This is a genomic window from Candidatus Midichloria mitochondrii IricVA (assembly GCF_000219355.1).
Taxonomy (GTDB): Bacteria; Pseudomonadota; Alphaproteobacteria; order Rickettsiales; family Midichloriaceae; genus Midichloria; species Midichloria mitochondrii.
In genome coordinates this window covers 238,152-262,312 of the sequence record NC_015722.1, presented here as the reverse complement: position 1 = coordinate 262,312, position 24,161 = coordinate 238,152, and the positions used below count along the sequence as shown (strand labels likewise).

Here is a 24,161-nt window from a genome sequence, read left to right as displayed (position 1 = left end):
TCAGCTTAAGCTAATAGCAGTGCTGAACCACTGTTTAACTATATTATCGTAAACAAAGCCAACCTCTTTATTTGGAATAGATATCTTAGTTACTAATCTACCACCCATGAGTTCTGTAGATACCACATTTAAATAACCTGCATAAAGTAACAAACTCCATAATGCTTCTTCTTTAGTTCCAATATCCGTAAGTACTAAGTTTTCGGATAGTGACCTCTCAATTACTTTTCCTTGCAATAATTCTTCTAATTGCTGTTTAACTTCTATGCCAGCCTTGCTGAGTAAATGATGGAGCAATGCGTTGCTACAGCGGTGTTCAGCCAATATGGCTGAAGCTTACCATGGTTGCTTAAACAATTGATAATTGACCAAGGATTATATAAAGTATACTTACCTTGTTCATTTAAGGGCGAAAAACTCTTACGTTATTTAACCCCCAGAGAACAAGCTTTTTGTGGTACTCTGGTAATCCCAGTAAGTAACGCTTCAGCCAGAGCGGAATTATCTTTAAGAGCCTGGCCTAAGATACTGCGCATTAATTCTATCATTTCTCTATAATAACCCACTTATTAAATATGCTTCTTATATTGGGGTATCATATTCGTCGATTAGGATGATAGGTGTCTTATTGAACTTTTTCTTCATATGTTTCACTGCGCTTCTTAAATTTGCAGAGTTAGCTTTTTTATACAGTAATTCCTTAAATACTACTTTTTCATCTCCATATAAAAAATCACCCTCAAGTAAATATCTATAATTTCTATATAGTTCCATTGGTAGTGCCGAAATACCCTCATAAGCTTCAGCATAATCAGAGTATTTTATATTACTAAAACTAATAAAAATAACTGGATATTGATTCTGATGTTTTTCACAAAATCCTGTATTCTTCGCGATGTCTAAACCTTGGAATAGGTTATCTTGAGAAGATTTACTTTGATCTAGGAAATACTGCAACATTGACATATTAAGGGTCTTACCAAAGCGCCGTGGTCGGACAATCAGCATTACCTCAGCGCTGTCATTGATTACTTCCTTAATAAAGTTAGTTTTGTCAACAAACTGACAATCTTCTTGAATCAGTTTCTGAAAGTCACTTAGTCCTTGGTAAATCTTATACTCACATTAAATTTTTTCATGTATCGGTTTTTATACAGACTTCAGCTAAGCTTGCCTGCTGGCTCCAACAATTGCTGATTATAACCATTGGGGGGGAGGTTCGGTTAAAGTTTTTCGTTAAAGCTCCTATCTTTGTACGGCCTCAGCTAAGAAAGTGTAGAGGTAAAAAGTGGCGTGCCCTGGAGGATTCGAACCTCCGACCCACAGCTTAGAAGGCTGTTGCTCTGTCCAGCTGAGCTAAGGGCACATTGATAAGCGGCAATCCTAAGTAATTTCGACGTAAAAGTCAATTGGCTAACTAAAATTTTTTGGAAATGATATTGAAATTAGTAGCTAATAAAGTGACCGTTTATCTAGTTTCATACATCATAGCTGCTTTCATCCCAAGAAGTGGCTTTTATAGAGCCTCATTCAAACTGTTTTAGATCAGTCATAGAAAGGGCGGCAGGCACAACTCTACTTCATATGAAGGCGAGTTTACTGTGGCTGCCCCTCAACTTTTGATTAGCCACATATAGGCGAAAAGAAAAACAGGCAGTTGCAGGTACCACCAATTACACTGCCAACAATGGCACCAGTATAACTCACAGCTGCAATTATCTACAAGTACAAAAGTTGTTATTGTCTCTGCAGTGGTTGAAACATCCGCAGTTGTATAAGTAATTATAGGACAAGTTGTCGCAATAAATATGGGTGTAGAGGTCGTCAGACATGCCGGGATCCCAGGTGTTGTAAGAGCAGTTGTCCCCCCGTTGTGGTTTGTGGTTATAAAGGGGGGGAATATGGTAGTAGTGAACGTTGTTGGCTCTGTAGTCGTTGTGCTAGTCGTCTCTGCTACTAAGTTAGAGTTTTTTTGGCGGTTGACGCCGTAGTATCTGCAGTAAGCTACGGCTACTCTATATGGATGGGCTGCCTACGTCATAAAAATAGGGGAGTTGAAAAAAAGTGCCCTCTCCGTTGCCTAATGGTATAGAAACCTTGTTTGAGACCACCATGAGTACTAATTATGTCTTGTTTGCCGTCTTGATTTAGATCATCTACTGCTATCATTACAGGAGTGTTAGCGATTTGTAGGAAAACGGCTGGTTTAAAAGCTCCATCTCCATTTCCAAGCAATATAGAAATCGTGTTGGAATTATAATTAGTATTTAGCCTCAGTTTGACGTAAGGAGTAGGCCCGCGAGCCTATTTTTCCTGAGATATATTGGGTTTGAAGACATAAGCTAAGAGCCCTGAGAAGAGAGGTCTGCCAAGAAATTGTTTGGCGAGTGATGCCGTGTGGTGCCGGATTTGGCAAATCTCTTTCAATTGTCCGATGGCTGTCTCAATCAATCCACGCCCTGCAAGAAGCAGTTGTTTAAAAGCCGCAAGCGGGTTTTGTCCTTGATTGCTCAGTGTTTGCTTATATACCACCGATCTCCGAATAGAAGGCCTGTCAAATATTGAGTCAGTTTCTCGACAACGGCTCGATCATCTGTATTACCCGAAGTCAGTGTGAATGACATAATCTCTCCTTGATCATTGAGGCCAAAGAACCATCCGGGTCGACGTTTTCCCACGCTGAGCGACGCCTTTAAGGACCTTATTACGGCTAGTACGTAAGTTATGACAAACCTTCCAGCTTTTTGTTGAGTCAACGTACCTGTTTGTTTCCCTTTGCAGCAATTCAGCAGAATGACCAACGGGATGACCACGTCTCGCATCCAGCTCAACAAAGCGATTGTAGCTGATAAGCTTCGGCAACTCCTCTCTGAAAGAGATTTGAACACAGTTTAGGTAAAAATCTTTGAATCCGGTAATGCCCTCAAATGAAACAAAACGAGGATCGTTATAACTTCGGAAAGCATCATCCCAGACTCTCGTTCCCTTTGTCTCTGCGAGTTTCTTAAGGATCTTTGGTACGTGAGTTGTCGCTTGCAAAAATCATCAATCAAACAAAATATTTCTACTAGGGAAACCACTTTTCTTATTTATCGTGAAATTGAGAGAAACTTAATGGTTACACAGCCTCTTTGAAGCCATATCAGATAATTTCTTTAAAACTTACCTCAAACTGGGGGTTAATGTTGGTTGGAACTATCAAGGCTATTGTAAATGGTAAATATGGGCTTGAATACAAGGACGGGGTACTGAGAACGGCAATTGAAGGTGTGCTATCAGAGGGCGGGGTTTCTCTTCAGCTTGCGGGAGTGGGTGCAACTGTTTGTAATAAAGAGAGTTGTAACGAAGAAGTGGTTGATAATCCTGGTACAGAGTTTTGCATCTTTGATAATCTTGGTATTATAGTGCCAGTTGGAAATGTGTTAGACTATACAAGTTGTTAGGCAAAGCTTAGGTGGTACATAGCACAAAGGCTAAGCTTTATTTAGAACCGAATTTGCTTTACTGCACTTGACACTAATAATTTCATAGCTATAATACAATGACTAAATTTAATGCTTAATTCTTTTTTGGAGGCTTTTGCTTGGTACAAGTTGACGCTCGGTTTAATTTTAACACGACAAATAATTCGTCTAATATCGAAAATTTATTAAGAGAGTTAAAGAGGCTAATGCAGAGAGAGAAGACTCTTCAATCTGTAAAGGAGCACCGTTTCTACCTAAAGCCTTCTGCCAAGAGGAAGCAAAAACGAAAAAAAGCTAGTACTCAGAGAAGACAACTCAACAGCCAAAGAAGGCAGTTTTCTTAAAGGTAATCCCTTAGATCAGAATGACCCAAAAGCTAGTAGTTGCAAATTGGAAGATGAATATCCTTTTGCACGAAGCGGTTGCTCTGCTTGAATCCGTTAATATAGGGAGTCTTCATAAGAGTTTAGTAATCTGTCCGTCTTTTATTTATATACCAACATTAGTGGATGCGTTTAAGAAATTAGATTTTGGAGCGCAGGATTGCTCTGCGAATGATTTAGGGGCGTATACTGGTGAGGTTGCGGCGGCAATGTTATATGAGATTGGATGTAAATACGTTATTATTGGACATTCCGAAAGACGTATTAGTTGCGGTGAAGATAATCAAACAGTAGGTAGAAAATTAGTTAAGGCTTTAGAATCAAAGATTACTCCTGTAATTTGCATAGGAGAGTCTCTGGAGGTCAGAAATCAGGGTAGTACTCTGGAACATCTATTTAAGCAGCTTGAAGAGATAGGAATAAGTAGAAATAAAAAATTTGTAATTGCATATGAGCCCATTTGGGCTATAGGCTCGGGCGTTACCCCGAGCGTCGACGAGGTTAAGGCTATATTTAATAAAATCAAAGGGGCCTACCCCTATCTTCAACTTCTATACGGAGGGTCTGTAGGTCCAGAGAATGCCGATGAATTTTTTGGTATAGATGTTCTAGATGGTTTATTAGTTGGAGGCGCCGGCCTGAGCGCGCAAAAATTGAATCAAATATTGAGCTAAGTAAAGAGGAGTTAGTCACTGAAAACTAGCTTTTTGCCGCTAATTGGTCACTTCGCTAGTAAATAGGCCTGTCGCTTCGCCCTCTTTTTTTTCTAAAGCAGGTCTTTCAGCTCTATCGAGTCTTTTTTGGATAGAGCGGGTTTTAGTTTCGGCATCGCTAATTGCTTGACTCGCTTGTTCTAATTTAGTTCTTGTTTTGCTTAATAAATCAGCAAACTTGGAGAGTTCTGGCTTAATAGATTCTAATACCTTCCAAACCTGGCTTGAGTGCTTTTCTATGGCCATAGTTTTGAAGCCCATTTGCAAGCTATTTAATATGGCGCATAGAGTAGTTGGGCTAGTGATCACTATTCTATATTCTCGTTGCAAGAGTTCAATAATTCCGATGCGCCTTAACGCTTCTGCATAGAGGCCTTCAATTGGGAGAAACATGATGGCAAAGTCGGTGGTAGTGGGAGTATTAATATATTTTTCTGCTATAGTTTTTGCACATTTTTTAAGGCTGTTTTCTAGCAATTTGCTGTGCTTGTCTATATCAGTTAAGTCGCCATTCTCTTGTGCTTCCAACAATCTGTGATAATCATCCAAAGGGAATTTGGCATCTATTGGAAGCCAAACAACGGAATTATCATCTCTTCCTGGTAGTTTAATGGCATATTCAACTCGGTCTTGGGAATCAAATTTAATGGCGACGTTGCTTGCGTATTGATCTGGCATCATGACTTGTTGCAATATAGCTTCGAGTTGAGCTTCACCCCAAATTCCTCGAGTCTTTACATTAGTTAGTACTTTCTTCAAATCTCCAACACCTGAGGCGAGGTTTTGCATTTCTCCGAGCCCCTTGTAAACCATCTCTAAGCGCTCACTAACAATCTTAAATGACTCTCCAAGTCTCTTTTCTAAGGTGCTTTGTAACTTCTCATCGACGATTAATCTTATATCTTCCAGCCTTTTACTATTCTCATCTTGCAATTTGGATATATTTTCATGCAGAGTTCTTCTGATATTTTCCATTTTATTTTCATTAAGCTGGGCGATCTGTCCAAGTTGCTGATGTAAAGTGTCTAGTTGATTTTTTTGCGCTGAAATTGAGGTGTTGAACTGTTGTACAATGCTGTGATGGTGCAATGCAGACTGCTTTTCTTGGTTGTCAAAATTGTTTCCTAGAGAAAGAGAAAGTTTTGTCTCGAATTCTGCAAGTTTAGATAGTAAGGTTTGATTATATAAGTTGGTTTTCTTTGCTCCAAGGGCGGTAACTATAGAGAAAAGAGTAGATAGCATACCCAAAATAATAACTATCAGTAAAGTGGCTAATTCCATGAATTATTCCTCTGGAACAATTTGCCTTCTTCTTCGATCTCTTTTTACTTTTTTAGGTAATTGTTGCATGATAATTCTTGGCTCTACGTAGGAGGAAATTGCATTAGATAATTCTTCCATTTGATCTTTGAAAAAATGCTCTGCTCCATAGATTGAAACATATTCAATGTCTGAATTCTTTTGTTCGTCAAGCTTTTCATACAGGTTGATTACTGAAGCCTCTGGAACTATCTTATCTTCAGTACCTTGAATAATAAGTCCTGGAACTGGGCAAGGAGATAAGAAATTAAAATCATATGAATGCGCAGGAGGAGAAATAGCGATAAAATTATTGATATCCGGTCTTCTCATTAATAGTTGCATTGCAATCCAAGCGCCAAAAGAAAAGCCAATTACCCAATAACTTGATGCTCCTGGGTTGTGCGCTTGTAGCCAATCAAGAGCAGTTGCGGCATCTAGTAATTCTCCAGCTCCATGATCGAAAGTACCATGCGATTTTCCTACTCCCCGGAAGTTAAATCTTAGAACAGAAAATTTATGACTAATTAATGTATGAAAAACATTGTAAATTACCTTGTTATTCATAGTTCCGCCATGAAGCGGATGAGGATGTAAAACCAACACAGCAGGAGCGTTTATCTCCTCTGAATGAAAGTATCTTCCTTCAATCTTGCCGCTTGGTCCATTAAACATTACTTCACGCATATAAATCTTTTTCAAATAATTGTTGATTATTTCACTAGGTTATTTTAGAATCTGAACAGGCACACTAATGCTTAACCTATTTTGGCTAAAAGGCAGCACAACATATTCTATATAAACTCAATACAAATAGCAAAGAAAATGTTTCTAACAAGTAAGGCTAGATATGCTGTTATGGGAATGCTAGAAATAGCTTCTAAGGAGCCATTTTCTTTAACTAAATTAGCGGATATAGCGCTTAACCAAGAAATTGAGGTGCTGTTTTTAGAGCAAATATTTGCTAAATTAAAAGGAGCAGGCTTGGTTGAAGCTGTAAGAGGGCCAGGGGGCGGTTATCGCTTAGCTAAGAGGGCTGATGCAATCTCAATTTCGGAAATCATTAGGGCTGTCGAGGAAGATATAAAAATTACACGCTGTGCTCATCAGACCCATAGTGGCCGCAGCAATGGTTGCTTGGCATCTGGTAAGGTGACGTGTGCTACTCATCATTTATGGGCAGGGTTAGAGAATCAGATTGAGGAATATTTTTCAAATAAAACCCTCTTGGATGTTCAGAACCAGCGTTTGGCTAAAACACCCTCTTTAAATAACATCTATTTCGATCATAACTCAACAACCAGCTTATTACCAGAAATCAAGAAAGAAATGCTGGAACTTTTTCAACGCCCGCTGAATGCCTCTTCAACTCATGCAAACGGTAGAGATGCAAAGCATTATTTAGAAAATGCTAGAAGCAGGGTGAAAGAATTTTTAAAAGCAGATAGTCAATATAATGTGGTGTTCACCTCTTCTGGAACTGAGGCTAATAATTTGGCAATCTTGGGAATAAAAAATGTTAATCCGTTAGTATCAGTGATAGAACATTCTTCAATACTAGGGATAGTTAGCCATGCTATAATAAAGGTTCTACCAACTGGTGCAGTTGATCTTGCTGAGTTAGAGAAATTCTTAACTATGTGCAGCGAGCGCACTCCTTTAGTTTCAGTGATGCTTGCAAATAATGAGACAGGTGTCATTCAACCAATTAAGGATATCGTTTATTTAGCTAAAAAGAAAGGGGCTATAGTTCATACCGATGCAACTCAAGCGCCGGGGAAAATAGCTATAGATATAAATGATCTTGCAGTTGATATGATGACCATATCCGCTCATAAGTTTGGCGGACCTTTGGGAGCTGCTGCGTTAATTTATAAAAAGAACCTAGATATTAAGCCAATCATCATTGGTGGGGGGCAAGAATATAGGCTCCGTTCTGGGACTCATAATATACATGCAATTCATGGCTTTGGGCTGGCATGCTCTCTAGAAGAGAAATATCGGAATTTAATGGCTAAAACAGAGCCAATTAGAGATTATATTGAGGAAGAGATCTTAAATATAGCTAGTCAAGCGGTTTTCTTTGGTAAAGGTGCTGTGCGGTTACCAAATACATCCTCTATTAGTATGCCAAATGTTACAGCTGAGGCGCAAATTATACATTTCGATACGAATGGCATTGCTATAAGTAATGGCAGTGCTTGTTCTTCGGGCACTTCTAAATTACCGCATGTCCATATGGCAATGGGTTATTCTTTGGAAGAGGCTAAAACTGCTACTAGAATTAGCTTAGGGATAAATAACACCCATGAAGAAGCTAAAAGGTTCATTCAAGTATGGAAGGATCTATACCTTAGGTCAAATAAATTAATAAAGGATGCAATTTAATTATTATGAAATTACCAATTTACATGGATTACCAAGCTACAACCCCGGTTGATAGAAGGGTTTTAGGGAAGATGTTACCATATTTTACAGAAAAATTTGGTAATCCTCATTCTAGAAGCCATTCCTTTGGATGGGAAGCAGAGGAAGCAAATGAAAACGCAAGAAAGCAAATTGCTGGGCTCATTAATGCGGATAGCAAAGATATCGTATTTACTTCGGGAGCGACTGAATCAAATAATCTAGCTTTGAAAGGAGTTGCGCATTTTTATAAGAATGAGAAGAAACATATAATTACTACTATAACAGAGCATAAATGTGTTCTAGATACCTGCCGCCACCTTGAACAAGAAGGATTTAGAGTAACTTATCTCCCAGTAAAGACTAATGGATTAATTGATTTGAAAGATTTGGAGAATGCAATCAGTTCAGATACTCTTCTTGTCTCTATTATGACAATTAATAATGAAATAGGTGTTATTCAGCCAATTTCGAAGATTGGTAAGATATGCAGATCTCATGGAGCATTTTTCCATACGGACGCCGCCCAAGCTTTTGGGAAAATTCCATTAGATGTAGAAGTTATGAATATAGATTTAATGAGTATTTCTGGCCATAAAATTTATGGTCCAAAAGGTATCGGGGCTCTTTATATTAGAAGAAAACCGAGGGTTAGATTGACTGCGATGATTAATGGCGGCGGGCAGGAAAGAGGCATGAGATCTGGTACACTACCTACCCCTTTAGTAGTAGGTATGGGAGAGGCAGCGGTAATTGCCAAGCAAGATATGGAAAATGATTATAAAAGAATCTCGAACTTGAGTGAAAAATTTATCAGTGAAGTTACTAAAATTCCAGAGGTATATCTGAATGGAGATAGAAATATTAGATATCCGGGCTGCATCAATCTAAGCTTTTCATGTATAGAAGGAGAATCTATGATTGGGGCAATAAAAGATTTAGCTGTTTCTTCTGGATCTGCTTGTACTTCTGCATCCCTTGAGCCTTCATATGTTTTGAGAGCTTTAGGAGTAGATGAGGAAATGGCGCATACATCAATTAGGTTCGGTATCGGGCGATTTACTACAGAAGGAGAAATTGATTACGCAGTAAAATGTATCACCAGAAGTGTTGATCGGCTCCGAGAATTAAGCCCTCTTTGGGAGATGATGCAAGAAGGGATAAATTTAAAAACAGTTAATTGGTCAGGTCATTAAAAAGTTATTAGAGGTAAAATTATGGCATATAGTAAAAAAGTTATAGATCATTATGAAAATCCGCAAAATGTCGGCTCCTTTGCTAAAGATGAAGAAAATGTAGGCACAGGTCTAGTTGGAGCTCCGTCTTGCGGGGATGTAATGAAGCTACAAATCAAGGTTAATCCTAAGACGCAAATTATAGAAGATGTGAAATTTAAAACTTTTGGATGCCTTTCAGCTATTGCTTCAAGTTCTTTGGCAACTGAAAGAGTAAAGGGAAAGACTCTTGCAGAAGCGGCTAGAATAAAAAACTCTGAAATTGCCCAAGAGCTTTCATTACCTCCGGTTAAAATCCACTGTTCGGTATTAGCAGAAGATGCAATAAGTAGTGCCATTCGTGATTATAAAGAAAAATGGGAAATAGGTGATAAATAACTATGAGTAACATCATCTCTATTACTGAAACTGCGGCTAACAGAATCAAAGCATTAATAGCGCAAAGAAGCAAAGCTACTGCTGGTATTAGAATTGGTATTAAACAAGGTGGCTGTTCAGGACTTGCTTATACTTTTGAATACGCAGATGAAAAAAATCCTGTTGATGAAGAAGTGGTGGATAAAGACGTTGTTATATTCATTGCACCAAAAGCGGTACTTTATTTAGTTGGCACCGAGTTAGACTATAAGGATGAAAAAGTGAAATCTGGATTCGTTTTTCTCAACCCCAATGAAAAAAGTAAGTGTGGTTGTGGAGAGTCGTTTTCTGCCTAGTGTAACCTCAGTTTGACGTAAGGAGTAGGGCCCGTGAGCCTATTTTCCATTAGATATATTGGGTTTGAAGACATAAGCCAAGAGCCCTGAGAGGAGGTCTGCCAAGAAATTGTTTGGCAAGCGATGCCGTGTTGTGCTGGATTTGTCAAATCTCTTTCAATTCTCCGATGGCTGTTTCAATCAATCCACGCCCTGCAAGAAGCAGTTGTTTAAAAGCCGCAAGCGGGTTTTGTTTTTCATGTTTTTCTTAAGCCGTGGGTGACGAGCTCAATACCTTGATTGCTCAGTGTTTTTGTTAACCCCAGTTTGAGGTAAGTTTTAAAGAAATTATCTGATATGGCTTCAAAGAAGCTGTGTAACCATTAAGTTTCTCTCAATTTCACGATAAATAAGGAAAGTGGTTTCCCTAGTAGAGATATTTTGTTTGATTGATGATTTTTGCAAGCGACAACTCACGTACCAAAGATCCTTAAGAAACTCGCAGAGACAAAGGGAACGAGAGTCTGGGATGATGCTTTCCGAAGTTATAACGATCCTCGTTTTGTTTCATTTGAGGGCATTACCGGATTCAAAGATTTTTACCTAAACTGTGTTCAAATCTCTCTCAGAGAGGGATTGCCGAAGCTTATCAGCTACAATCGCTTTGTTGAGCTGGATGCGAGACGCGGTCATCCCGTTGGTCATTCTGCTGAATTGCTGCAAAGGGAAATAAACAGGTACGTTGACTCAACAAAAGCTGGAAGAGGGGTTTTGTCATAACTTACGTATTAGCCCGTAATAAGGTCTTTAAAGGCATCGCTTAGCGTGGGAAAACGTCGACTGGATGGTTCTTTGGCTTTAAGTGGTTCCTTCAGGATCAAGGGAGAGATTATGTCATTTCACACTGACTTTTCCCAACACATATGGCGGCTTTTAAACAACTGCTTCTTGCAGGGGGCGTGAATTGATTGAAACGGCCATCGGACAACGAAAGAGATTTGTCAAATCCAGCACACACGGCATCGCTCGCCAATCAATTTCTTGGCAGGGCTCTTGGCTTATGTCTTCAAACCCAATATACCTCATGGAAAAAAATAGGCTCGCAGGCCTACTCCTTACGTCAAACTGAGGTTGTTAAAGCACCTACAAAAAGGATACGCTCCACCACCAGAACCTCTATTACATTGGAGCGCTCTTGGAGAGATCTAACAGCCAGAGTGCTGCTCTTACGGTTACGGCGCAGTCCCTAATAATCTACAGCTTTAGCTGCAGTGTTTTTTAATTGTATGTCTTAACTAATGAGAAGTCAAAAAGCATTCAAGAATGGCTGAGAGTTTTTGGAAGCCGCGAAAGCCGCCAAACTCTAAAGCTTCTCGTTGCTCAGGGATAATTGGGGGTGCCTATAGAAGTTTGGCTGCTGCACCTACAACTTTCCCATGAGAGCTCGAAAACTCTCGTCTTCTTCATATGGGAAGAGCTTTAGAATTGAGCATGCCCTTCTATACGCTGTGTATAGATAGTCAGAAACAGGCTTCGATACTAGTAACTTATCCTGAATATAAAGGCCTTTTGCTCGAGAAGAAGCTTAAATTATTTTCTTCACCCCTCAGGATTGATAGTCTTTTTATCTTTCCTCATTGAAAAATGCAGCTGAGGGATGGTAGTAGCACCAGTTTTTCCTATAGTTGCAATTGGTTGTCCTTGCTTTACTTTTGCTCCTTTTGCTACGCTTATCTTAGCATTATGTGCATAGGCAGTGAGATAATTACCTCGATGCTTAATTATTATCAGATTACCATAAACCTTTGGTTCTTTACCCACATACATTACTTCTCCATCGGCTGCTGCCCGCACTACCGTACCAAGAGGAGCAGCTATATTCATGCCTTCGTTAAAGGAATTCCCTGACTTGCCATATCGCGACATAATCTTACCCTCAACCGGCCAAATAAATTGCTTTGAATTTAAAGGAGTAGCATATTTAAAATCACCCTTCTTCACTACTTCTTTTTTAGAAATAATGAGTTCACCTTGGGGCAAAGACTGCTCTGCTAGCACATGAGTTTTTGATGAATTAATATCTTTATCTAATTCTTCATCACTAGAAGGTGATTTTTGCTTGGTAGGCTCTGGAACTAAAGGTATGCCCTCTATAGTATAATCATAATCCTGCCCCTCTTCATCAAATACCTGTTCTTCAAACTGGACATCACGTGACATAGGAATTTTTATTACTTCTCCAGCAGCAACAGATCCACAAACTGGTCTTCCATTAACTCTTGCTAGGACTTCTGTCTCAACTCCATAGTTATATGCTATCTCTTTAATGCTCTGAGTTCTAGAAATTCTTATTAATTTTACTATGCCTGATTTACCATAATAAAACTGCTCTTTACGTTCAGAGGGAGCAGGTTTATCAGTGCTACAAGAAGAAATGAATAGTAAAGGAATTAAAGCCAAAACTTTAAAAAATTTACACATGTTTTTCATATTAGAATTTGAATATCAATTTCATTTTTTTAGCTGAGTATATGCTTCAGCTAGAGCTACATTTTCATTTAATAGCTTATTTATCTCAGTTTGTTTAGCTTTAAATGCAACTAGCTGTTGATCTTCTAGATTTAATGATTTTGGTATGATAGTAATCTTCGCAGGGTTAACTTGCTTACCATCTACATGCACTTCGTAGTGCAGATGCGGACCTGTAGACATCCCGGTTGAACCAACATAACCAATAACCTCACCTTGTTTTACCCTAGATCCCGCAGAAAATTTGCTAGAGAAGCGATCCAGATGCGCGTATAAGGTAGAATATTTTTTATTATGTCTAATTTTAACATAACGCCCATAGTTACTATGATACTTCATGATTTCAATTACTCCATCTCCTGAAGCGATAACAGGAGTGCCACGCGGTGCCGCGTAATCAAGGCCTCGGTGCATTCTAGAATACCCTAGAATTGGATGCTTCCGCATGCCAAATCCAGAGCTTACTGTAGCACTTTTCACCGGAGTCCTAAGCAATGCTTTCTTTATGCTAGAACCATCCTTATTAAAATAACCAAAAGTGCCATCAGAAAATTCATGCATATATACCTCAATATTTCGATCTTTCACCTGTAAAGAAGCATACATAATCCTGCCATCCTTAATTTTTTTGCCCTTATCATTTATTTGATATTCGTGTACAACTTTAAACTTGCTACCAAATTCTAGATCGCGCTGAAAGTCAATTTGGTGACTAAATATATTAATGAAATCCATAGCTATAGAGCGCGACAAACCACTATTTTGTGCGGAATGAAAGAAGCTATTAGTTATCTTCCCACCAACAGAGGTAATCCTGTTTTTCAGTACGATCGGCAACAACTTAGCATGATATTGTCTACTATCTAAAGAATAATTTATCTGGATTTTAGCTTCAGAAGTATCAATAAGTAATTGCTCAATATTTTCTGGCTTATCAATGAGTTGCCCTTGGGCAGTCAAGAACGAAACTTGAATCTCTTCCCCAGCTCTTAATTTGGTTAACTTATAAACTTTCCCTATAGCGCTTGTAATGAGGTGCGATTTCTTTTTATCGATTTGTAATTCCGTAAATATTTGCTCTAGGTTATCACCTTCTTCTAAAATAATTTTATATATACCATCTTCTTTTTTTATTTTACTATACTGCTCAATATCATGAGAGTTGTCACTAACATCAGTACTTTCTTCATTATCGATAAAAGGAGAGGTGTGATTATCTATAGTTAAAAGCTTAACTAACAAAGTAGAATCGGGAACGTTAACAGAACTCCCCCAAAGAATAACATTGTAAGTCAGAGAAACTATTATCGTAACGAAAAGAGCTAAATGGTACTTATCTAATCTGAATAAGAAACGCACTCCAATGACCTAATAATATATAATCAGCACAGAAAAGGATACACCAAAACACATAATGGTCAATATCTAATGCTAACTAGAATTAATTTTTTGCCTCTATAATGGTTATGGGAGAAGCTTTTCCTTTGATCGATATATTAATAATACTATTCCTCCTAATATAAATGGAGTACATAATATTTGCCCGGTTGTAAAATATTTGGCAATAAATCCAATATGATAATCTGGTTCTCTAAAGAATTCAGCAATCGATCTAAAAATTCCGTAAAGTATTAAAAACGAAGCAGATAAAATTCCGCTGCTTCTTATTTCGCTGGACCTCCTTACCAAAAACATTATAAAAAATAACAGCAAACCTTCTAGAAAAGCTTCATAAAGTTGGCTTGGGTGTCTCACTTCTCCATCGGTAGGGAAAACTATTCCCCAAGCAACTTCAGTTTTTCTACCAAACAATTCACCATTAATAAAATTGGCAATTCTTCCAAAAAAAAGTCCAATAGGTGCTGCACATGCAATTAAATCTGTTAATGCTAAAAAGTTTAACTGATATTTTTTACATAGAAAGTAAATACCTACCACCAACCCAATGAATCCCCCATGAAATGACATTCCGCCTTGCCAAATTTTAATTATCTCAAGAGGTTGCAATATATAATAATCAATATTGTAGAAAAGTACGTAACCAAGCCTTCCGCCAATAATAATTCCAGCTGCTGCATAAAAAATCATGTCTTCAACTATGCTACCTTCCAATGGCAAGCGTAAAGACTTACTGTTTAAGTAATTTATATACCAGGCGCTAATTATAATACCTAACGCATAGGCTAGACCATACCACCGTAAAGCTATTGGGCCATATATATGAAAAATCACCGGATCTATAGAGGGAAATGCGATAGAAACCATAAGAAAAATTTGATAGAGTATAGCACAAAATTATTATAGATATGTATATATTAAATTGAAAATACTCTCAAAGTATTTTAATTTTTAATCATCATTAGCTTTTAAAGGTAAAATAACATGTCCAAGGATAATAATAACCTTTTTGCAGATATAGCAAAGCTTGCTAATTCAGCTATCGCGACCACTGCAAACATGAAAAATGAATTGACTAAATTTGTTAAATATCAAATAGAATCGTTCATAGCAGGGATGGACTTTGTAAAAAGGGAAGAGTTTGAAGTAGTGAAAAAAATGGCAACACAAAATGCGCTTGCGTTAGAAAAAATAACTGGTAAAAAAGGCCCTAGCCCAGCGCCCCAAAAAAGTGTAGGGAATAAAACAAAGAAACCTATTAACAAACCAAGTGCTAAACCAAAAACAAATTGAAGAAATTTTTACTAGATTTGCGACAGTAAAAGAAAGGCCATTAATAGAGCTAGACTACTCTACTCCGTATACTTTATTGGTAGCCGTTGTTCTTTCAGCCCAATCAACAGATAAAACAGTAAATAAAGCTACCGAAAAGCTCTTTAAAGTAAGTGATACCCCAGAAAAGATGGTAGAGCTTGGCGAAGAAGCACTAAAAAACTTTATTAGAATGATCGGCCTCTATAATTCCAAAGCCAAAAATATTATTGCTTCAAGCAAAATACTTATCGAAAAATTTAATAGCGTAGTTCCAGATAATTTAGAAGATTTACAGTCATTGCCAGGGGTTGGAAGAAAATCGGCTAACGTAATTTTAAATTCTATCTTCGAAAAAAATACTATAGGAGTAGATACTCATGTTTTTAGGGTTTCTAATAGGGTTGGTCTTTGCCAAACCAAAAACGTGCTAGCGACTGAGATGGAATTAGAGAAAAAGATACCAGATCGTTTTAAAAGTTATGCACACCACTGGCTAGTTTTGCATGGAAGATATATATGTAAAGCTAAAAAACCTCTTTGTTCTCAATGCATTATCAATGGTATTTGCCAATATGAAAATAAAACTTAAAACCATTACAAAACTCTTATTAGTAGTTGGTTTAGTAGCAGCTTGTGGGATCAAGAAAAATTTGACTCTAGACTGATTTGCTAAGCCAAAACTAGTAGGCTTGAAAGGTATATCTCCCCTTAACTTGAAGAGCTGGATATATAGTTATAAGCCTCAAATTGATGGTGAAGATGATCTGATTATCGGTGCTCCTGGTAATATTTATACTAATAATAATGCAGGACAAGCATATGTGATTTGTGGGGAAGTTTTTGAGTGGTAATTTACTGACTTTTAAATATATAAATCGATAGATTTTAATGTTAAGAGATGAAGCCGTTTGCAAGGCTAGCTTGCTTTGGCTCGCCTTGCAAGCTGCGTTCGCCAAGGGGCGGAGGGCGTGGCCACGCCTTTTTCGTTGAAACTCGCTTTAGTTCAATCCTTCAAGTTAAAGAAGTACACTTACTAAAAATGCCTATCTCAAGGAAGCTTTCTCAAATCTGGGCCAGAGTTTTGATCTTAGCCTTGGAGTGAATTTCATTTTGCGACATAATTACCGCACTCGGTTTTACTCTCTCTATAATTTTTCTAACAAAAGGCCTTACAAGCGCTGAAGTAAGTATTACTGGAGTTTCACCAATTGAAGCATATTTTTCGTATTCTTTATTAACATCTGCAACAAATTCATGGAGTTTGCTTGGAGGCAATACTATTTGCTTGTTATCTCCTTCTCCAACTATATGTTCGGCTATAACTTGTTCCCAATCCGTAGATAAAACCAATATAGGAATATAGCCGTTCTCATTAGTATTAGCGTTGCATATCTGTTTTGCAAGGCGCACCCTTACGTGCTCAGTTAACTTTTGAACATTAGTCGTAGTTGAACTAAGTTCAGATACAGCTTCTAATATCCCTGGCAAATCTCTAATAGAAATACCCTCACTTAAAAGAGACTGTAGTATACGCTGTAGAACTACCACTGAGATTTGAGTTGGAATGATTTCATTAACAAGTTTTTTATGACCATCAGGCAAGTTATCAAGTAATTTCTGTACTTCAGCATAGGTTAGCAACTCCGTCACGTTCTCTTTTAATAACTCAGTCATGTGAGTTATTATTACTGTAGACGACTCTATCACGGTATATCCTTTAAACAGAGCGTCCTCTCTATAAGATGGATTAATCCAGCGCGCCGCCAAACCAAAAGCTGGCTCTTTGGTATCTTCTCCAGGAATTTTTATCGGAGCGCCAGTTGGCTCCATAATAAGTAATTTATCTCTTTGTACATGGCCTCGGCCTACTTCTATTTCTTTAATCTTTAAGATATACATGTTACCATCAATCTGCATGTTATCTTGCACTCTAACAGATGGTACTACAAATCCCATTTCTTTAGCTAATTGTTTACGTAAACCTTTAATCTGATCAGTGATTTTTAAAGTATTTGATTGTTCAACAAGAGGAAGTAATTCATACCCTATTTCGAGTTTAATCATGTCCATATGAAGAGCTGATGTCTGCTGTGATGAAGCTTCACGCGAAACACTATCTTCAGCTCTTGAAACAGAAGAGACAGTGGTTGGCGTATCAAATAAATTAGCAGTATTTTGTTTTTGTACCTTATTAAGCCAAAAAGAAGCACCTCCCATAATTGATCCAGCTATAAAAAATGGCACTAGAGGAAGTCCTGGCATTATTCCCATAAAAAAGCATAATCCTGAACTAATTGCCAGAGATTGGGGATATCTTCCTAATTGTTGGAATATTGCCTTATCAGCTGACCCATGTACACCCGATTTAGTAACGAGTAGACCAGCACTAATCGACACAATAAGAGCGGGGATCTGGGTTACCAAACCATCTCCTATGGTTAATATGGTATATGTTTTTAATGCTTTGTTAAAACTCATGTCTTGCTGTAAGGTACCTATTATAATGCCAGCAATTAAATTGATAAAAGTAATTAATAGACCAGCTATCGCATCGCCCCTCACGAATTTATTAGCACCATCCATAGAGCCAAAAAAAGTACTCTCATTTTCTAAATTTTTTCTTTTTTGCTGGGCTTGCTCTTGGTTAATGACACCTGCTGCAACGTCGGCATCTATTGCCATTTGCTTGCCAGGCATTGCGTCTAAACTAAAGCGTGCTGCAACTTCAGCAATTCTTCCAGAGCCCTTAGTAATCACAACGAAATTTATAATGGTTAAAATAGCAAAAACTATAGCTCCGATTACTACAGAGCCCTGCATAACAAAATACCCAAATGCCTCTACAACATGGCCTGCAGCATCTGTGCCTTTATGACCGTTTGATAAAATAAGCCTAGTAGTTGAAATATTGAGAGAGAGCCTAAGCATTGTGACAACTAACAGAATACTAGGAAAGGAGCTCAGATCTAATGGCTTATCAATAAATAGTACTGTCATCAGTATTAATACAGAAAATGCTATTGAGGCGCTCAACAAGAAATCCAATAGACCAGTAGAAACTGGAAATATCAACACCCCAATTATACATAATATTCCAATTGCAAAGGCTATGTCTTTGTGTTGTAAAAACTCATATAGCTTTTTGGTTAGAGTCTCCTTATTAATTTTACTAAACTCAAGGTTTGCGGAATTATTTTTCATCTTAAATTCTCGTTCACTTATTGCTGAGCTTATCTAGCTTAAGATTTATAATATATAAGCGATAAATAAAATCAAAGTGTTTTCAACTTAAAATAGTATTTATAATAACGGCATACTATAATCTGTATACTAAAGTATTTGGACAGAGAGATGAAGTATAGACAAACTAGTAGTCGAATTATTCAGCTATAAATGCTGCCACCCTTCTTTAAAGTATATATAGCCAGTAAATAAAGTTAAGGCTGCTGTAATCCATAATAAGGTATGGCCTAATGGAGTAAGATAATGTATTCCTGTTGCTTCCTCACCAAGAAGAACAACGATAATAGAGATCATTTGCATGGCAGTTTTTACTTTTGATAAGCGACTTACTGGCATACTCACTTTAATTTGGCCGAGATACTCTCTTAATCCTGATACTAATATTTCCCTCCAAAGTATGGCAAGTATTGGGAGGATTGGGGCCATATCTTTGTGTACCAACATAACCAAAGTCGATATCACAAGCATCTTGTCAGCAATCGGGTCCAACATTCTACCAAAGCTAGTTTCCGTTTTCCAAAGTCTGGCAAGCAAGCCATCAAAGTAATCTGTAATGCTCGCAAAAATAAATATGCCCGTTGCCACATATCTAGCAATGTTCCCTTCTAAGTAAAAAGATGTAACCAAGATTGGAATCAGGGCGATTCTAATTAGGGTTAGAATATTAGGAATTTGATTTAGCGACATAGACGCTTATCTGGTTTAGAAAAAAAAGCACCCCACCTATTCTATTCATCTTTTTTGCTGTGTAAATAATTATAAACCTCCAAAGCAAAGTTTTTCCCAAAATTGGGGAGTTGTTGTAATTCTTTTAACGAAGCTCGCTTAATTTTTTCATAAGAACCAAACGCGCTTAATAAAATTTTTTGCCTTTTACTGCCTATACCTGGTATGGTACTGGTTAAAGAGGTTATAGTTTCTTTTTGGCGCAGTTTTCTATGCGTTGAAATAGCGAATCTGTGTGCCTCATCCCGCAACCTTTGCAAATAATGCAAAACCTTGTCATCTTTAGCAAAATTTATTACTTGCCCATCATCTAAATAAAAAGTTTCCTCCCCAGCATTACGCTTCGGTCCCTTAGCAATTGCAACTGCACGGATATCGGTTACATTTAGCTCCTTTAAAACTGAAGAAGCGACCGCTAAATGATTAGGGCCGCCATCAATTAGTATCAAATCCGGTATATTAGTACTCTCAAGTTTTTTAAATCTGCGCATTAGCACCTCATGCATCATAGAGTAATCGTCCCCAACTTCTACTTGCCTAATTTTAAATATGCGGTATTCATCTTTAATAAATTGCTTGCCGTCACTTACTACTCTGCACCCAACTGCGTACTTGCCCTGAATATGGCTATTATCATAGACTTCTATTCTTTGAATTGGTTTATCAAGATCAAAAATATTTTGTAATTGCTGCAATATTTCATCTGCCACTATATCATTTTTCATATGCTGAATTAATGATACTTCAGCATTCTTTCTTGCTATACTATATATTCTAGCAACAGATTTATCTTTTTCAGCATTCAGTATTTTAATATTAAATAGTGTCTCCAAAACTTTCGCAGTATTGCTATCTGTATAATTTATAGCAATAACGGACGGAGGGGCTTTCTTCGCATAATATGTTAGCAAAAACGTCTTTACTATTTCATCCCCTTCTTCAATTGCGTCCAAGAAGAAATTCGCATGACCAACGTTTTTTCCCTCTCTAATACTAAACACCTGTATAGCATTCCTAAGCTGCATGGAATATATTGCAAAGACATCAATATTATCATATGCATTTTCACTATATAACTCTTCTGTTTGCAGCTGATTAAACAATTGTATTTTGTATCTTACCTCCGCTGCCTTCTCAAATTGTAAATTCTCACTAGCTATTTCCATTTCTTTTATTAGCTCATTTCGAAGTTCTGCCACATCTCCAGATAAAAATTTTTTTGCTCTTTTGAGGCTTTTATTATAATCTGCTTCGCTTATTTTGTCGACACAAGGAGCAGAACACCTAGATATTTGGTATAGAAGGCAAGGCCTTTGTCTTCTTGAAAAGAATTTATCGGAGCAACTGCGTAACTTAAAAATTTTTTGGATATTCAACATGAGATTTTCCAAATCACCAGCCACCAAAAATGGACCAAAATAAGAATTTTTTTCTTTCTTAGCTCCCCTATACTTAAAGATCCGTGGAAATTTATGCACATTCTCAATAACTAAATAAGGAAAGCTTTTATCACTCTTTAAAGCTATATTGAATTTGGGCCGTAAGCCTTTTATGAGCTGAGCTTCTAAAAGAAGTGCTTCCTCTTCCGATTTTGTGATAAGTACCTCGATCTTAGTAAGCAGGGAAACCATCAATCTCAATCTATTAGGTAGCCTTTCAATTTGAGTATATTGGTGTACCCTTCTGACTAAATTTTTAGCCTTACCAACATACATTATCTCCCCTTGGGCGTTTACCATCTTATAAACACCACTTTCTTCAGTAATGTCCTTTATGGTCTGATTTATTAATTTTATTCCAGTTTCTAAGCTCAAATTTACACCCCCCTTGTACTCTTCACTTATTGACTAAGTATTGTAATACATATTATCATTTATATATAGTATTTTTTGTTTGTATATGCTTATGTCAGAAGATTTTGGACATATCGGAGGAATGGGGCCAAATAACGGGAAGCTAATTTTTCAAGGATTAGAAAACACTCCGCAAAAATTTAAACCATTAATCCCAGGCATTGCTTTAATAGATAGGCTATCTTCTGCGATGCAAGGCTTTGCTAGCTCTTTTTCATTGCAAAATGTTTCAATGTTGCCACCTCCTCCTCAAACTCCTATTTCGGCTGATGCTAAATTACCGGGTATTGTCGGAGGCGGTAAAGGAAGATAGCAGATTTATGATTTTGCTATTGACTTTTTATCAGCAAGACTTTAAAAGTGCAGAGTCTGCTAGTGGTTAATATGTATTTTAGAGTTTTTTATGTTTGCTGTAGTTGAAACAGGTGGAAAACAATATAGGGTAAAGGTCGGCGATGTTATACAAACTGAGAAGGTGGTCGCTGACATTGGCCGTGTTGTTGAATTAGAAAAAGTTATTTTAATAGGCGAGAAAGTTGATGCTAAAAATTTAGGCAGTGCTAAAGTGACTGCTGAGGTGCTCGAGCATAAAAAGACCGGTAAAGTTGTTGTGTTTAAGAAAAAACGCAGGCATAACTATCGCAGAAAAAGAGGGCATAGACAGCAGATTACTGTTATGCGAGTTAAAGAGATAATTTCTTAATTTTATAGGGTAGGAAAAGATGGCAACCAAAAAAGCTGGCGGTAGTTCCAAGAACGGTCGCGATTCTCGCGGTAGAAGGTTAGGAGTAAAGGTATTTGGTGGACAGTCTGTTGTACCTGGCAATATTATAGTAAGGCAGCGTGGTACACAGTTTCATCCTGGCGAAAATGTTGGTATGGGAAAAGACCGTACCATCTTTTCCTTAATTGATGGCTCTGTTTCTTTTAAAAGAGGAGCAAGGGACCGCATTTACATTTCAGTAATTTCTGCTTATTAAATTTATCCTTTAAAGTTTTTTAAATGGGTCTGTAGCTCAGGTGGTTAGAGCGCACGCCTGATAAGCGTGAGGTCGGAGGTTCAACTCCTCCCAGACCCACCATTTAGATAAATCAATGACCGTAGAAGTTGTAACATTTGGCTGTAGGCTCAATCAAAATGAGGGGGTGGAGGTTAAAAAGCGAGCCGAAGAGGCTGGATTAAAAAATGTCATTATTCTAAACAGCTGCTCCGTAACCAGTGAAGCTGAACGCCAACTTCGTCAATCTATAAGAAGACTTCACAGGAAAGAACCAGATAAGAAAATTATTGTCACAGGCTGTGCGGCCCAAGTTAATCCTAATCTTTATTCCGCTATGCCTGAAGTTGATAAGATAATAGGCAATATCGAAAAGATGCAGCCTAAAACCTATGAGAGTCTAGTATATGATAATAGTGAAAAGATTCTAGTTAATGACATAATGTCTGTTCGAGAAACTGCACATTATATACCTGGTATTATAGAAGAAAGAGTAAGAGCTTTTTTACAGATTCAAAACGGATGTAATCATCGTTGTACCTTTTGTATTATACCTTATGGACGTGGTAACAGCAGAAGTGTGCCGCTTGGAGAAATTGTTGCAAATGCCCAAGGCTTAGTTGATAGAGGTTTTAAAGAAATAGTGCTAACAGGAGTAGATATTACCGATTACGGTCTAGACTTACCGGGCCAGCCTTCGCTAACAGAAATAATCAAAAGATTATTAAATAATGTTCCAAACCTCCCAAGACTTAGATTATCTTCTATTGATGTTGCAGAGTTAAAAAGCGATTTTATAGATTTATTTGCTCACGAGAAAAGGATTATGCCCCACTTACACTTAAGCTTACAGTCTGGGGATAATATGATACTAAAAAGAATGAAAAGACGCCATAGCAGAGAAGATATAATTAGATTTTGTAGCAAAATAAGATCTTTACGTCCAGAAACAGAATTTGGAGCAGATATTATCGCAGGTTTTCCAACTGAAACTCAAGATATGTTTCAAAACACCGTCAATTTGCTAAGAGAAATCGGTATATCTTACCTTCACGTATTTCCATATTCAGAAAGGCATGGGACCCCTGCTGCAAAAATGCCTCAGGTCCCAAAAAACATTAGAAAGGAAAGAGCAGCAACAATAAGACAGGTTGGAGCAGAAATTTTACGGCAGTCTAATATAAATAAAATCGGTAAAACTTTTAAGGTTTTGGTTGAAGGCTATGGAGCAATAGGGCGCGCAGAAGATTTTAGTCTAGTAAAAATCGCTTCAAAGGGAAGAGCTGCGGGAGAGGTTGTAACTTGCCTTATAAAGGGCATAGAGAGAGAGTATTTGATTAGCGCTTGAGAAGAGAATTCGATAAAGTTTTTTTAGTAGCTAAAGTATATGGATAACCGCAGGGTTTAGGAAGCCATATCTCAGTACCAAGCTAATAGAATTACCTAGCTGTACTAATCAAGATTCATCTTATATACACTATTACTCTGCTGGTCAGTTAAGTTTTGACTGTCAGACAAGTACGCAAGATATAACTATTCTTTTTAAGATCTAGTTAGTTTATATAGGAGTTTACCATAGCAATACTTTCCAGAATGTAGCCTCTCATAATTATAGCCCATTTATCCAGATCTTTTTATAGCATTCAAGGGAAGAATATTTCTCATAACTACATCAAAAAATCCTTTCTTCACAGTTTTATGCAGTCTTTCACAAATACCATTTGTTTGAGGAGAATACGCTTTGATGATAGTATGGTTTATCCATACTGTTCTATATTTCCTTGTATCCCTCCAGTTAAAATATGCAGCCTAGAAATTTGCTGTTGATCATAGCAATATCCTATCACTTAGCATATCAGCCACAGTGTCTTTTCTATATATAGCTTGACATCCTCGAGTGGGGGTTTC

At 37.5% G+C, this 24,161-nt stretch carries 33 protein-coding genes and 2 tRNA genes; 18 read left to right on the top strand and 17 right to left on the bottom strand.

Going from position 1 to position 24,161, the window contains the following annotated elements:
• The 4 genes from MIDI_RS01460 to MIDI_RS01450 form a co-directional block, all read right to left on the bottom strand.
• Positions 1–297: a hypothetical protein gene (locus MIDI_RS01460; RefSeq protein WP_160162191.1), complete on the bottom strand. Its 297-nt coding sequence runs from the start codon at positions 295–297 to the stop codon at positions 1–3.
• 128 nt (positions 298–425) lie between these two features.
• On the bottom strand, positions 426–548 hold the full coding sequence (locus MIDI_RS09650) for a hypothetical protein (protein WP_272940976.1): 123 nt from the start codon (positions 546–548) through the stop codon (positions 426–428).
• A 34-nt stretch (positions 549–582) separates the two neighbouring features.
• Positions 583–1,113: an AAA family ATPase gene (locus MIDI_RS01455; protein ID WP_083809593.1), complete on the bottom strand. Its 531-nt coding sequence runs from the start codon at positions 1,111–1,113 to the stop codon at positions 583–585.
• 176 nt (positions 1,114–1,289) lie between these two features.
• Positions 1,290–1,366, bottom strand: a tRNA-Arg gene (locus MIDI_RS01450).
• Positions 1,367–1,808: 442 nt separating this feature from the next.
• On the opposite strand from MIDI_RS01450, the gene MIDI_RS08405 reads away from it, so the two are divergent.
• The gene (locus MIDI_RS08405; RefSeq protein ID WP_041185351.1) at positions 1,809–1,991 is read left to right on the top strand and encodes a hypothetical protein; all 183 of its coding nucleotides are present in this window, start codon (positions 1,809–1,811) and stop codon (positions 1,989–1,991) included.
• 46 nt (positions 1,992–2,037) lie between these two features.
• Here MIDI_RS08405 and MIDI_RS10130 read toward each other — a convergent pair whose 3' ends face one another.
• From MIDI_RS10130 to MIDI_RS01430, 4 genes are read right to left on the bottom strand one after another with little or no spacing between them, the layout of a single operon-like run.
• On the bottom strand, positions 2,038–2,244 hold the full coding sequence (locus MIDI_RS10130; RefSeq protein ID WP_410517910.1) for an FG-GAP repeat domain-containing protein: 207 nt from the start codon (positions 2,242–2,244) through the stop codon (positions 2,038–2,040).
• A gap of 60 nt (positions 2,245–2,304) precedes the next feature.
• Positions 2,305–2,532 carry a hypothetical protein gene (locus MIDI_RS08850; RefSeq protein ID WP_041185349.1) on the bottom strand — a complete coding sequence of 76 codons (228 nt, stop codon included), beginning with the start codon at positions 2,530–2,532 and terminating at the stop codon, positions 2,305–2,307.
• Positions 2,511–2,678, bottom strand: a complete 168-nt coding sequence (locus tag MIDI_RS06770; RefSeq protein ID WP_160162189.1) for a transposase — start codon at positions 2,676–2,678, stop codon at positions 2,511–2,513. Before MIDI_RS06770 ends, MIDI_RS08850 begins: the two co-directional genes overlap by 22 nt.
• Entirely contained in the window at positions 2,638–3,039 is a 402-nt protein-coding gene (locus tag MIDI_RS01430; RefSeq protein WP_041185348.1) for a transposase, read from the bottom strand. The genes MIDI_RS06770 and MIDI_RS01430 overlap by 41 nt, the downstream gene beginning before the upstream one ends.
• A gap of 143 nt (positions 3,040–3,182) precedes the next feature.
• Between MIDI_RS01430 and MIDI_RS01425 the strand changes: the two genes are divergently transcribed.
• The 3 genes from MIDI_RS01425 (at position 3,183) to tpiA (ending at position 4,521) form a co-directional block, all read left to right on the top strand.
• Positions 3,183–3,443, top strand: coding sequence for a hypothetical protein (locus MIDI_RS01425; RefSeq protein WP_013950818.1), 261 nt, complete (start codon positions 3,183–3,185; stop codon positions 3,441–3,443).
• 140 nt (positions 3,444–3,583) lie between these two features.
• Complete coding sequence (gene rpsU / locus MIDI_RS10125; RefSeq protein WP_083809591.1) at positions 3,584–3,808, top strand: 30S ribosomal protein S21; 225 nt, start codon at positions 3,584–3,586, stop codon at positions 3,806–3,808.
• A 20-nt stretch (positions 3,809–3,828) separates the two neighbouring features.
• Entirely contained in the window at positions 3,829–4,521 is a 693-nt protein-coding gene (tpiA, locus tag MIDI_RS01420; protein ID WP_013950817.1) for a triose-phosphate isomerase, read from the top strand.
• Between the two features lie 39 nt (positions 4,522–4,560).
• Here tpiA and MIDI_RS01415 read toward each other — a convergent pair whose 3' ends face one another.
• Both MIDI_RS01415 and MIDI_RS01410 read right to left on the bottom strand, forming a co-directional pair.
• Positions 4,561–5,841: a DNA recombination protein RmuC gene (locus tag MIDI_RS01415; protein ID WP_013950816.1), complete on the bottom strand. Its 1,281-nt coding sequence runs from the start codon at positions 5,839–5,841 to the stop codon at positions 4,561–4,563.
• 3 nt (positions 5,842–5,844) lie between these two features.
• A complete protein-coding gene (locus MIDI_RS01410; protein ID WP_237697398.1) occupies positions 5,845–6,561 on the bottom strand; it encodes an alpha/beta hydrolase in 717 nt (238 codons plus the stop codon).
• Positions 6,562–6,684: 123 nt separating this feature from the next.
• On the opposite strand from MIDI_RS01410, the gene MIDI_RS01405 reads away from it, so the two are divergent.
• The 4 genes from MIDI_RS01405 to MIDI_RS01390 are packed head-to-tail and all read left to right on the top strand — an operon-like array spanning position 6,685 to position 10,213.
• Positions 6,685–8,247: an aminotransferase class V-fold PLP-dependent enzyme gene (locus MIDI_RS01405; RefSeq protein WP_013950814.1), complete on the top strand. Its 1,563-nt coding sequence runs from the start codon at positions 6,685–6,687 to the stop codon at positions 8,245–8,247.
• Positions 8,248–8,252: 5 nt separating this feature from the next.
• Positions 8,253–9,461: an IscS subfamily cysteine desulfurase gene (locus tag MIDI_RS01400; RefSeq protein WP_041185346.1), complete on the top strand. Its 1,209-nt coding sequence runs from the start codon at positions 8,253–8,255 to the stop codon at positions 9,459–9,461.
• A 21-nt stretch (positions 9,462–9,482) separates the two neighbouring features.
• Positions 9,483–9,878, top strand: coding sequence for a Fe-S cluster assembly scaffold IscU (iscU, locus tag MIDI_RS01395; protein ID WP_013950812.1), 396 nt, complete (start codon positions 9,483–9,485; stop codon positions 9,876–9,878).
• Between the two features lie 2 nt (positions 9,879–9,880).
• The gene (locus MIDI_RS01390; RefSeq protein ID WP_013950811.1) at positions 9,881–10,213 is read left to right on the top strand and encodes a HesB/IscA family protein; all 333 of its coding nucleotides are present in this window, start codon (positions 9,881–9,883) and stop codon (positions 10,211–10,213) included.
• Here MIDI_RS01390 and MIDI_RS08400 read toward each other — a convergent pair.
• Entirely contained in the window at positions 10,210–10,362 is a 153-nt protein-coding gene (locus tag MIDI_RS08400; RefSeq protein ID WP_160162188.1) for a hypothetical protein, read from the bottom strand. The genes MIDI_RS01390 and MIDI_RS08400 overlap by 4 nt on opposite strands.
• Before the next feature lie 289 nt (positions 10,363–10,651).
• On the opposite strand from MIDI_RS08400, the gene MIDI_RS08395 reads away from it, so the two are divergent.
• Entirely contained in the window at positions 10,652–10,972 is a 321-nt protein-coding gene (locus tag MIDI_RS08395; RefSeq protein WP_041185345.1) for a hypothetical protein, read from the top strand.
• A gap of 184 nt (positions 10,973–11,156) precedes the next feature.
• Positions 11,157–11,321, top strand: coding sequence for a hypothetical protein (locus MIDI_RS08390; protein WP_160162187.1), 165 nt, complete (start codon positions 11,157–11,159; stop codon positions 11,319–11,321).
• 470 nt (positions 11,322–11,791) lie between these two features.
• On the opposite strand, the gene MIDI_RS06190 is transcribed toward MIDI_RS08390, so the two are convergent.
• The 3 genes from MIDI_RS06190 to lgt form a co-directional block, all read right to left on the bottom strand.
• The gene (locus tag MIDI_RS06190) at positions 11,792–12,682 is read right to left on the bottom strand and encodes a murein hydrolase activator EnvC family protein (RefSeq protein ID WP_013950810.1); all 891 of its coding nucleotides are present in this window, start codon (positions 12,680–12,682) and stop codon (positions 11,792–11,794) included.
• 21 nt (positions 12,683–12,703) lie between these two features.
• Positions 12,704–14,080, bottom strand: a complete 1,377-nt coding sequence (locus tag MIDI_RS01375; RefSeq protein ID WP_148234088.1) for a M23 family metallopeptidase — start codon at positions 14,078–14,080, stop codon at positions 12,704–12,706.
• Between the two features lie 105 nt (positions 14,081–14,185).
• A complete protein-coding gene (gene lgt / locus MIDI_RS01370) occupies positions 14,186–14,986 on the bottom strand; it encodes a prolipoprotein diacylglyceryl transferase (protein WP_013950808.1) in 801 nt (266 codons plus the stop codon).
• Between the two features lie 117 nt (positions 14,987–15,103).
• Here lgt and MIDI_RS06185 point away from each other — a divergent pair, with 117 nt between their 5' ends.
• The 3 genes from MIDI_RS06185 to MIDI_RS07745 all read left to right on the top strand — a co-directional run bounded on the left by MIDI_RS06185 (position 15,104) and on the right by MIDI_RS07745 (position 16,284).
• Complete coding sequence (locus MIDI_RS06185) at positions 15,104–15,412, top strand: accessory factor UbiK family protein (protein ID WP_013950807.1); 309 nt, start codon at positions 15,104–15,106, stop codon at positions 15,410–15,412.
• A complete protein-coding gene (nth, locus tag MIDI_RS01360) occupies positions 15,390–16,022 on the top strand; it encodes an endonuclease III (protein WP_041185344.1) in 633 nt (210 codons plus the stop codon). Before MIDI_RS06185 ends, nth begins: the two co-directional genes overlap by 23 nt.
• A gap of 100 nt (positions 16,023–16,122) precedes the next feature.
• A complete protein-coding gene (locus tag MIDI_RS07745) occupies positions 16,123–16,284 on the top strand; it encodes an FG-GAP repeat protein (protein WP_148234087.1) in 162 nt (53 codons plus the stop codon).
• A 211-nt stretch (positions 16,285–16,495) separates the two neighbouring features.
• Here MIDI_RS07745 and flhA read toward each other — a convergent pair whose 3' ends face one another.
• The 3 genes from flhA to uvrC form a co-directional block, all read right to left on the bottom strand.
• Positions 16,496–18,634, bottom strand: coding sequence for a flagellar biosynthesis protein FlhA (gene flhA / locus MIDI_RS01355; RefSeq protein ID WP_013950805.1), 2,139 nt, complete (start codon positions 18,632–18,634; stop codon positions 16,496–16,498).
• A 186-nt stretch (positions 18,635–18,820) separates the two neighbouring features.
• Positions 18,821–19,363 carry a CDP-diacylglycerol--glycerol-3-phosphate 3-phosphatidyltransferase gene (pgsA, locus tag MIDI_RS01350; protein ID WP_013950804.1) on the bottom strand — a complete coding sequence of 181 codons (543 nt, stop codon included), beginning with the start codon at positions 19,361–19,363 and terminating at the stop codon, positions 18,821–18,823.
• A 41-nt stretch (positions 19,364–19,404) separates the two neighbouring features.
• The gene (gene uvrC, locus MIDI_RS01345) at positions 19,405–21,216 is read right to left on the bottom strand and encodes an excinuclease ABC subunit UvrC (RefSeq protein ID WP_041185343.1); all 1,812 of its coding nucleotides are present in this window, start codon (positions 21,214–21,216) and stop codon (positions 19,405–19,407) included.
• A 91-nt stretch (positions 21,217–21,307) separates the two neighbouring features.
• On the opposite strand from uvrC, the gene MIDI_RS01340 reads away from it, so the two are divergent.
• The 5 genes from MIDI_RS01340 to mtaB all read left to right on the top strand — a co-directional run bounded on the left by MIDI_RS01340 (position 21,308) and on the right by mtaB (position 23,601).
• Positions 21,308–21,568, top strand: coding sequence for a hypothetical protein (locus MIDI_RS01340; protein ID WP_013950802.1), 261 nt, complete (start codon positions 21,308–21,310; stop codon positions 21,566–21,568).
• Between the two features lie 90 nt (positions 21,569–21,658).
• Positions 21,659–21,958, top strand: coding sequence for a 50S ribosomal protein L21 (gene rplU, locus MIDI_RS01335; RefSeq protein WP_013950801.1), 300 nt, complete (start codon positions 21,659–21,661; stop codon positions 21,956–21,958).
• A gap of 19 nt (positions 21,959–21,977) precedes the next feature.
• A complete protein-coding gene (gene rpmA, locus MIDI_RS01330; protein WP_013950800.1) occupies positions 21,978–22,235 on the top strand; it encodes a 50S ribosomal protein L27 in 258 nt (85 codons plus the stop codon).
• Between the two features lie 25 nt (positions 22,236–22,260).
• Positions 22,261–22,337 (top strand) — tRNA-Ile (locus tag MIDI_RS01325).
• Positions 22,338–22,350: 13 nt separating this feature from the next.
• Positions 22,351–23,601, top strand: a complete 1,251-nt coding sequence (mtaB, locus tag MIDI_RS01320) for a tRNA (N(6)-L-threonylcarbamoyladenosine(37)-C(2))-methylthiotransferase MtaB (RefSeq protein ID WP_013950799.1) — start codon at positions 22,351–22,353, stop codon at positions 23,599–23,601.
• Positions 23,602–24,161: the final 560 nt, after the last annotated feature.

Excerpts from the sequence above, each read along its gene's own strand:
- MIDI_RS09650 (WP_272940976.1), bottom strand. The coding sequence starts at position 548 with ATGATAGAATTAATGCGCAGTATCTTAGGCCAGGCTCTTAAAGATAAT.
- MIDI_RS08405 (WP_041185351.1), top strand. The coding sequence starts at position 1,809 with ATGGGTGTAGAGGTCGTCAGACATGCCGGGATCCCAGGTGTTGTAAGA.
- MIDI_RS01425 (WP_013950818.1), top strand. The coding sequence starts at position 3,183 with ATGTTGGTTGGAACTATCAAGGCTATTGTAAATGGTAAATATGGGCTT.
- tpiA (WP_013950817.1), top strand. The coding sequence starts at position 3,829 with ATGACCCAAAAGCTAGTAGTTGCAAATTGGAAGATGAATATCCTTTTG.
- MIDI_RS01415 (WP_013950816.1), bottom strand. The coding sequence starts at position 5,841 with ATGGAATTAGCCACTTTACTGATAGTTATTATTTTGGGTATGCTATCT.
- MIDI_RS01405 (WP_013950814.1), top strand. The coding sequence starts at position 6,685 with ATGTTTCTAACAAGTAAGGCTAGATATGCTGTTATGGGAATGCTAGAA.
- MIDI_RS01400 (WP_041185346.1), top strand. The coding sequence starts at position 8,253 with ATGAAATTACCAATTTACATGGATTACCAAGCTACAACCCCGGTTGAT.
- iscU (WP_013950812.1), top strand. The coding sequence starts at position 9,483 with ATGGCATATAGTAAAAAAGTTATAGATCATTATGAAAATCCGCAAAAT.
- MIDI_RS01390 (WP_013950811.1), top strand. The coding sequence starts at position 9,881 with ATGAGTAACATCATCTCTATTACTGAAACTGCGGCTAACAGAATCAAA.
- MIDI_RS06190 (WP_013950810.1), bottom strand. The coding sequence starts at position 12,682 with ATGAAAAACATGTGTAAATTTTTTAAAGTTTTGGCTTTAATTCCTTTA.
- lgt (WP_013950808.1), bottom strand. The coding sequence starts at position 14,986 with ATGGTTTCTATCGCATTTCCCTCTATAGATCCGGTGATTTTTCATATA.
- MIDI_RS06185 (WP_013950807.1), top strand. The coding sequence starts at position 15,104 with ATGTCCAAGGATAATAATAACCTTTTTGCAGATATAGCAAAGCTTGCT.
- flhA (WP_013950805.1), bottom strand. The coding sequence starts at position 18,634 with ATGAAAAATAATTCCGCAAACCTTGAGTTTAGTAAAATTAATAAGGAG.
- pgsA (WP_013950804.1), bottom strand. The coding sequence starts at position 19,363 with ATGTCGCTAAATCAAATTCCTAATATTCTAACCCTAATTAGAATCGCC.
- MIDI_RS01340 (WP_013950802.1), top strand. The coding sequence starts at position 21,308 with ATGTCAGAAGATTTTGGACATATCGGAGGAATGGGGCCAAATAACGGG.
- rplU (WP_013950801.1), top strand. The coding sequence starts at position 21,659 with ATGTTTGCTGTAGTTGAAACAGGTGGAAAACAATATAGGGTAAAGGTC.
- rpmA (WP_013950800.1), top strand. The coding sequence starts at position 21,978 with ATGGCAACCAAAAAAGCTGGCGGTAGTTCCAAGAACGGTCGCGATTCT.
- mtaB (WP_013950799.1), top strand. The coding sequence starts at position 22,351 with ATGACCGTAGAAGTTGTAACATTTGGCTGTAGGCTCAATCAAAATGAG.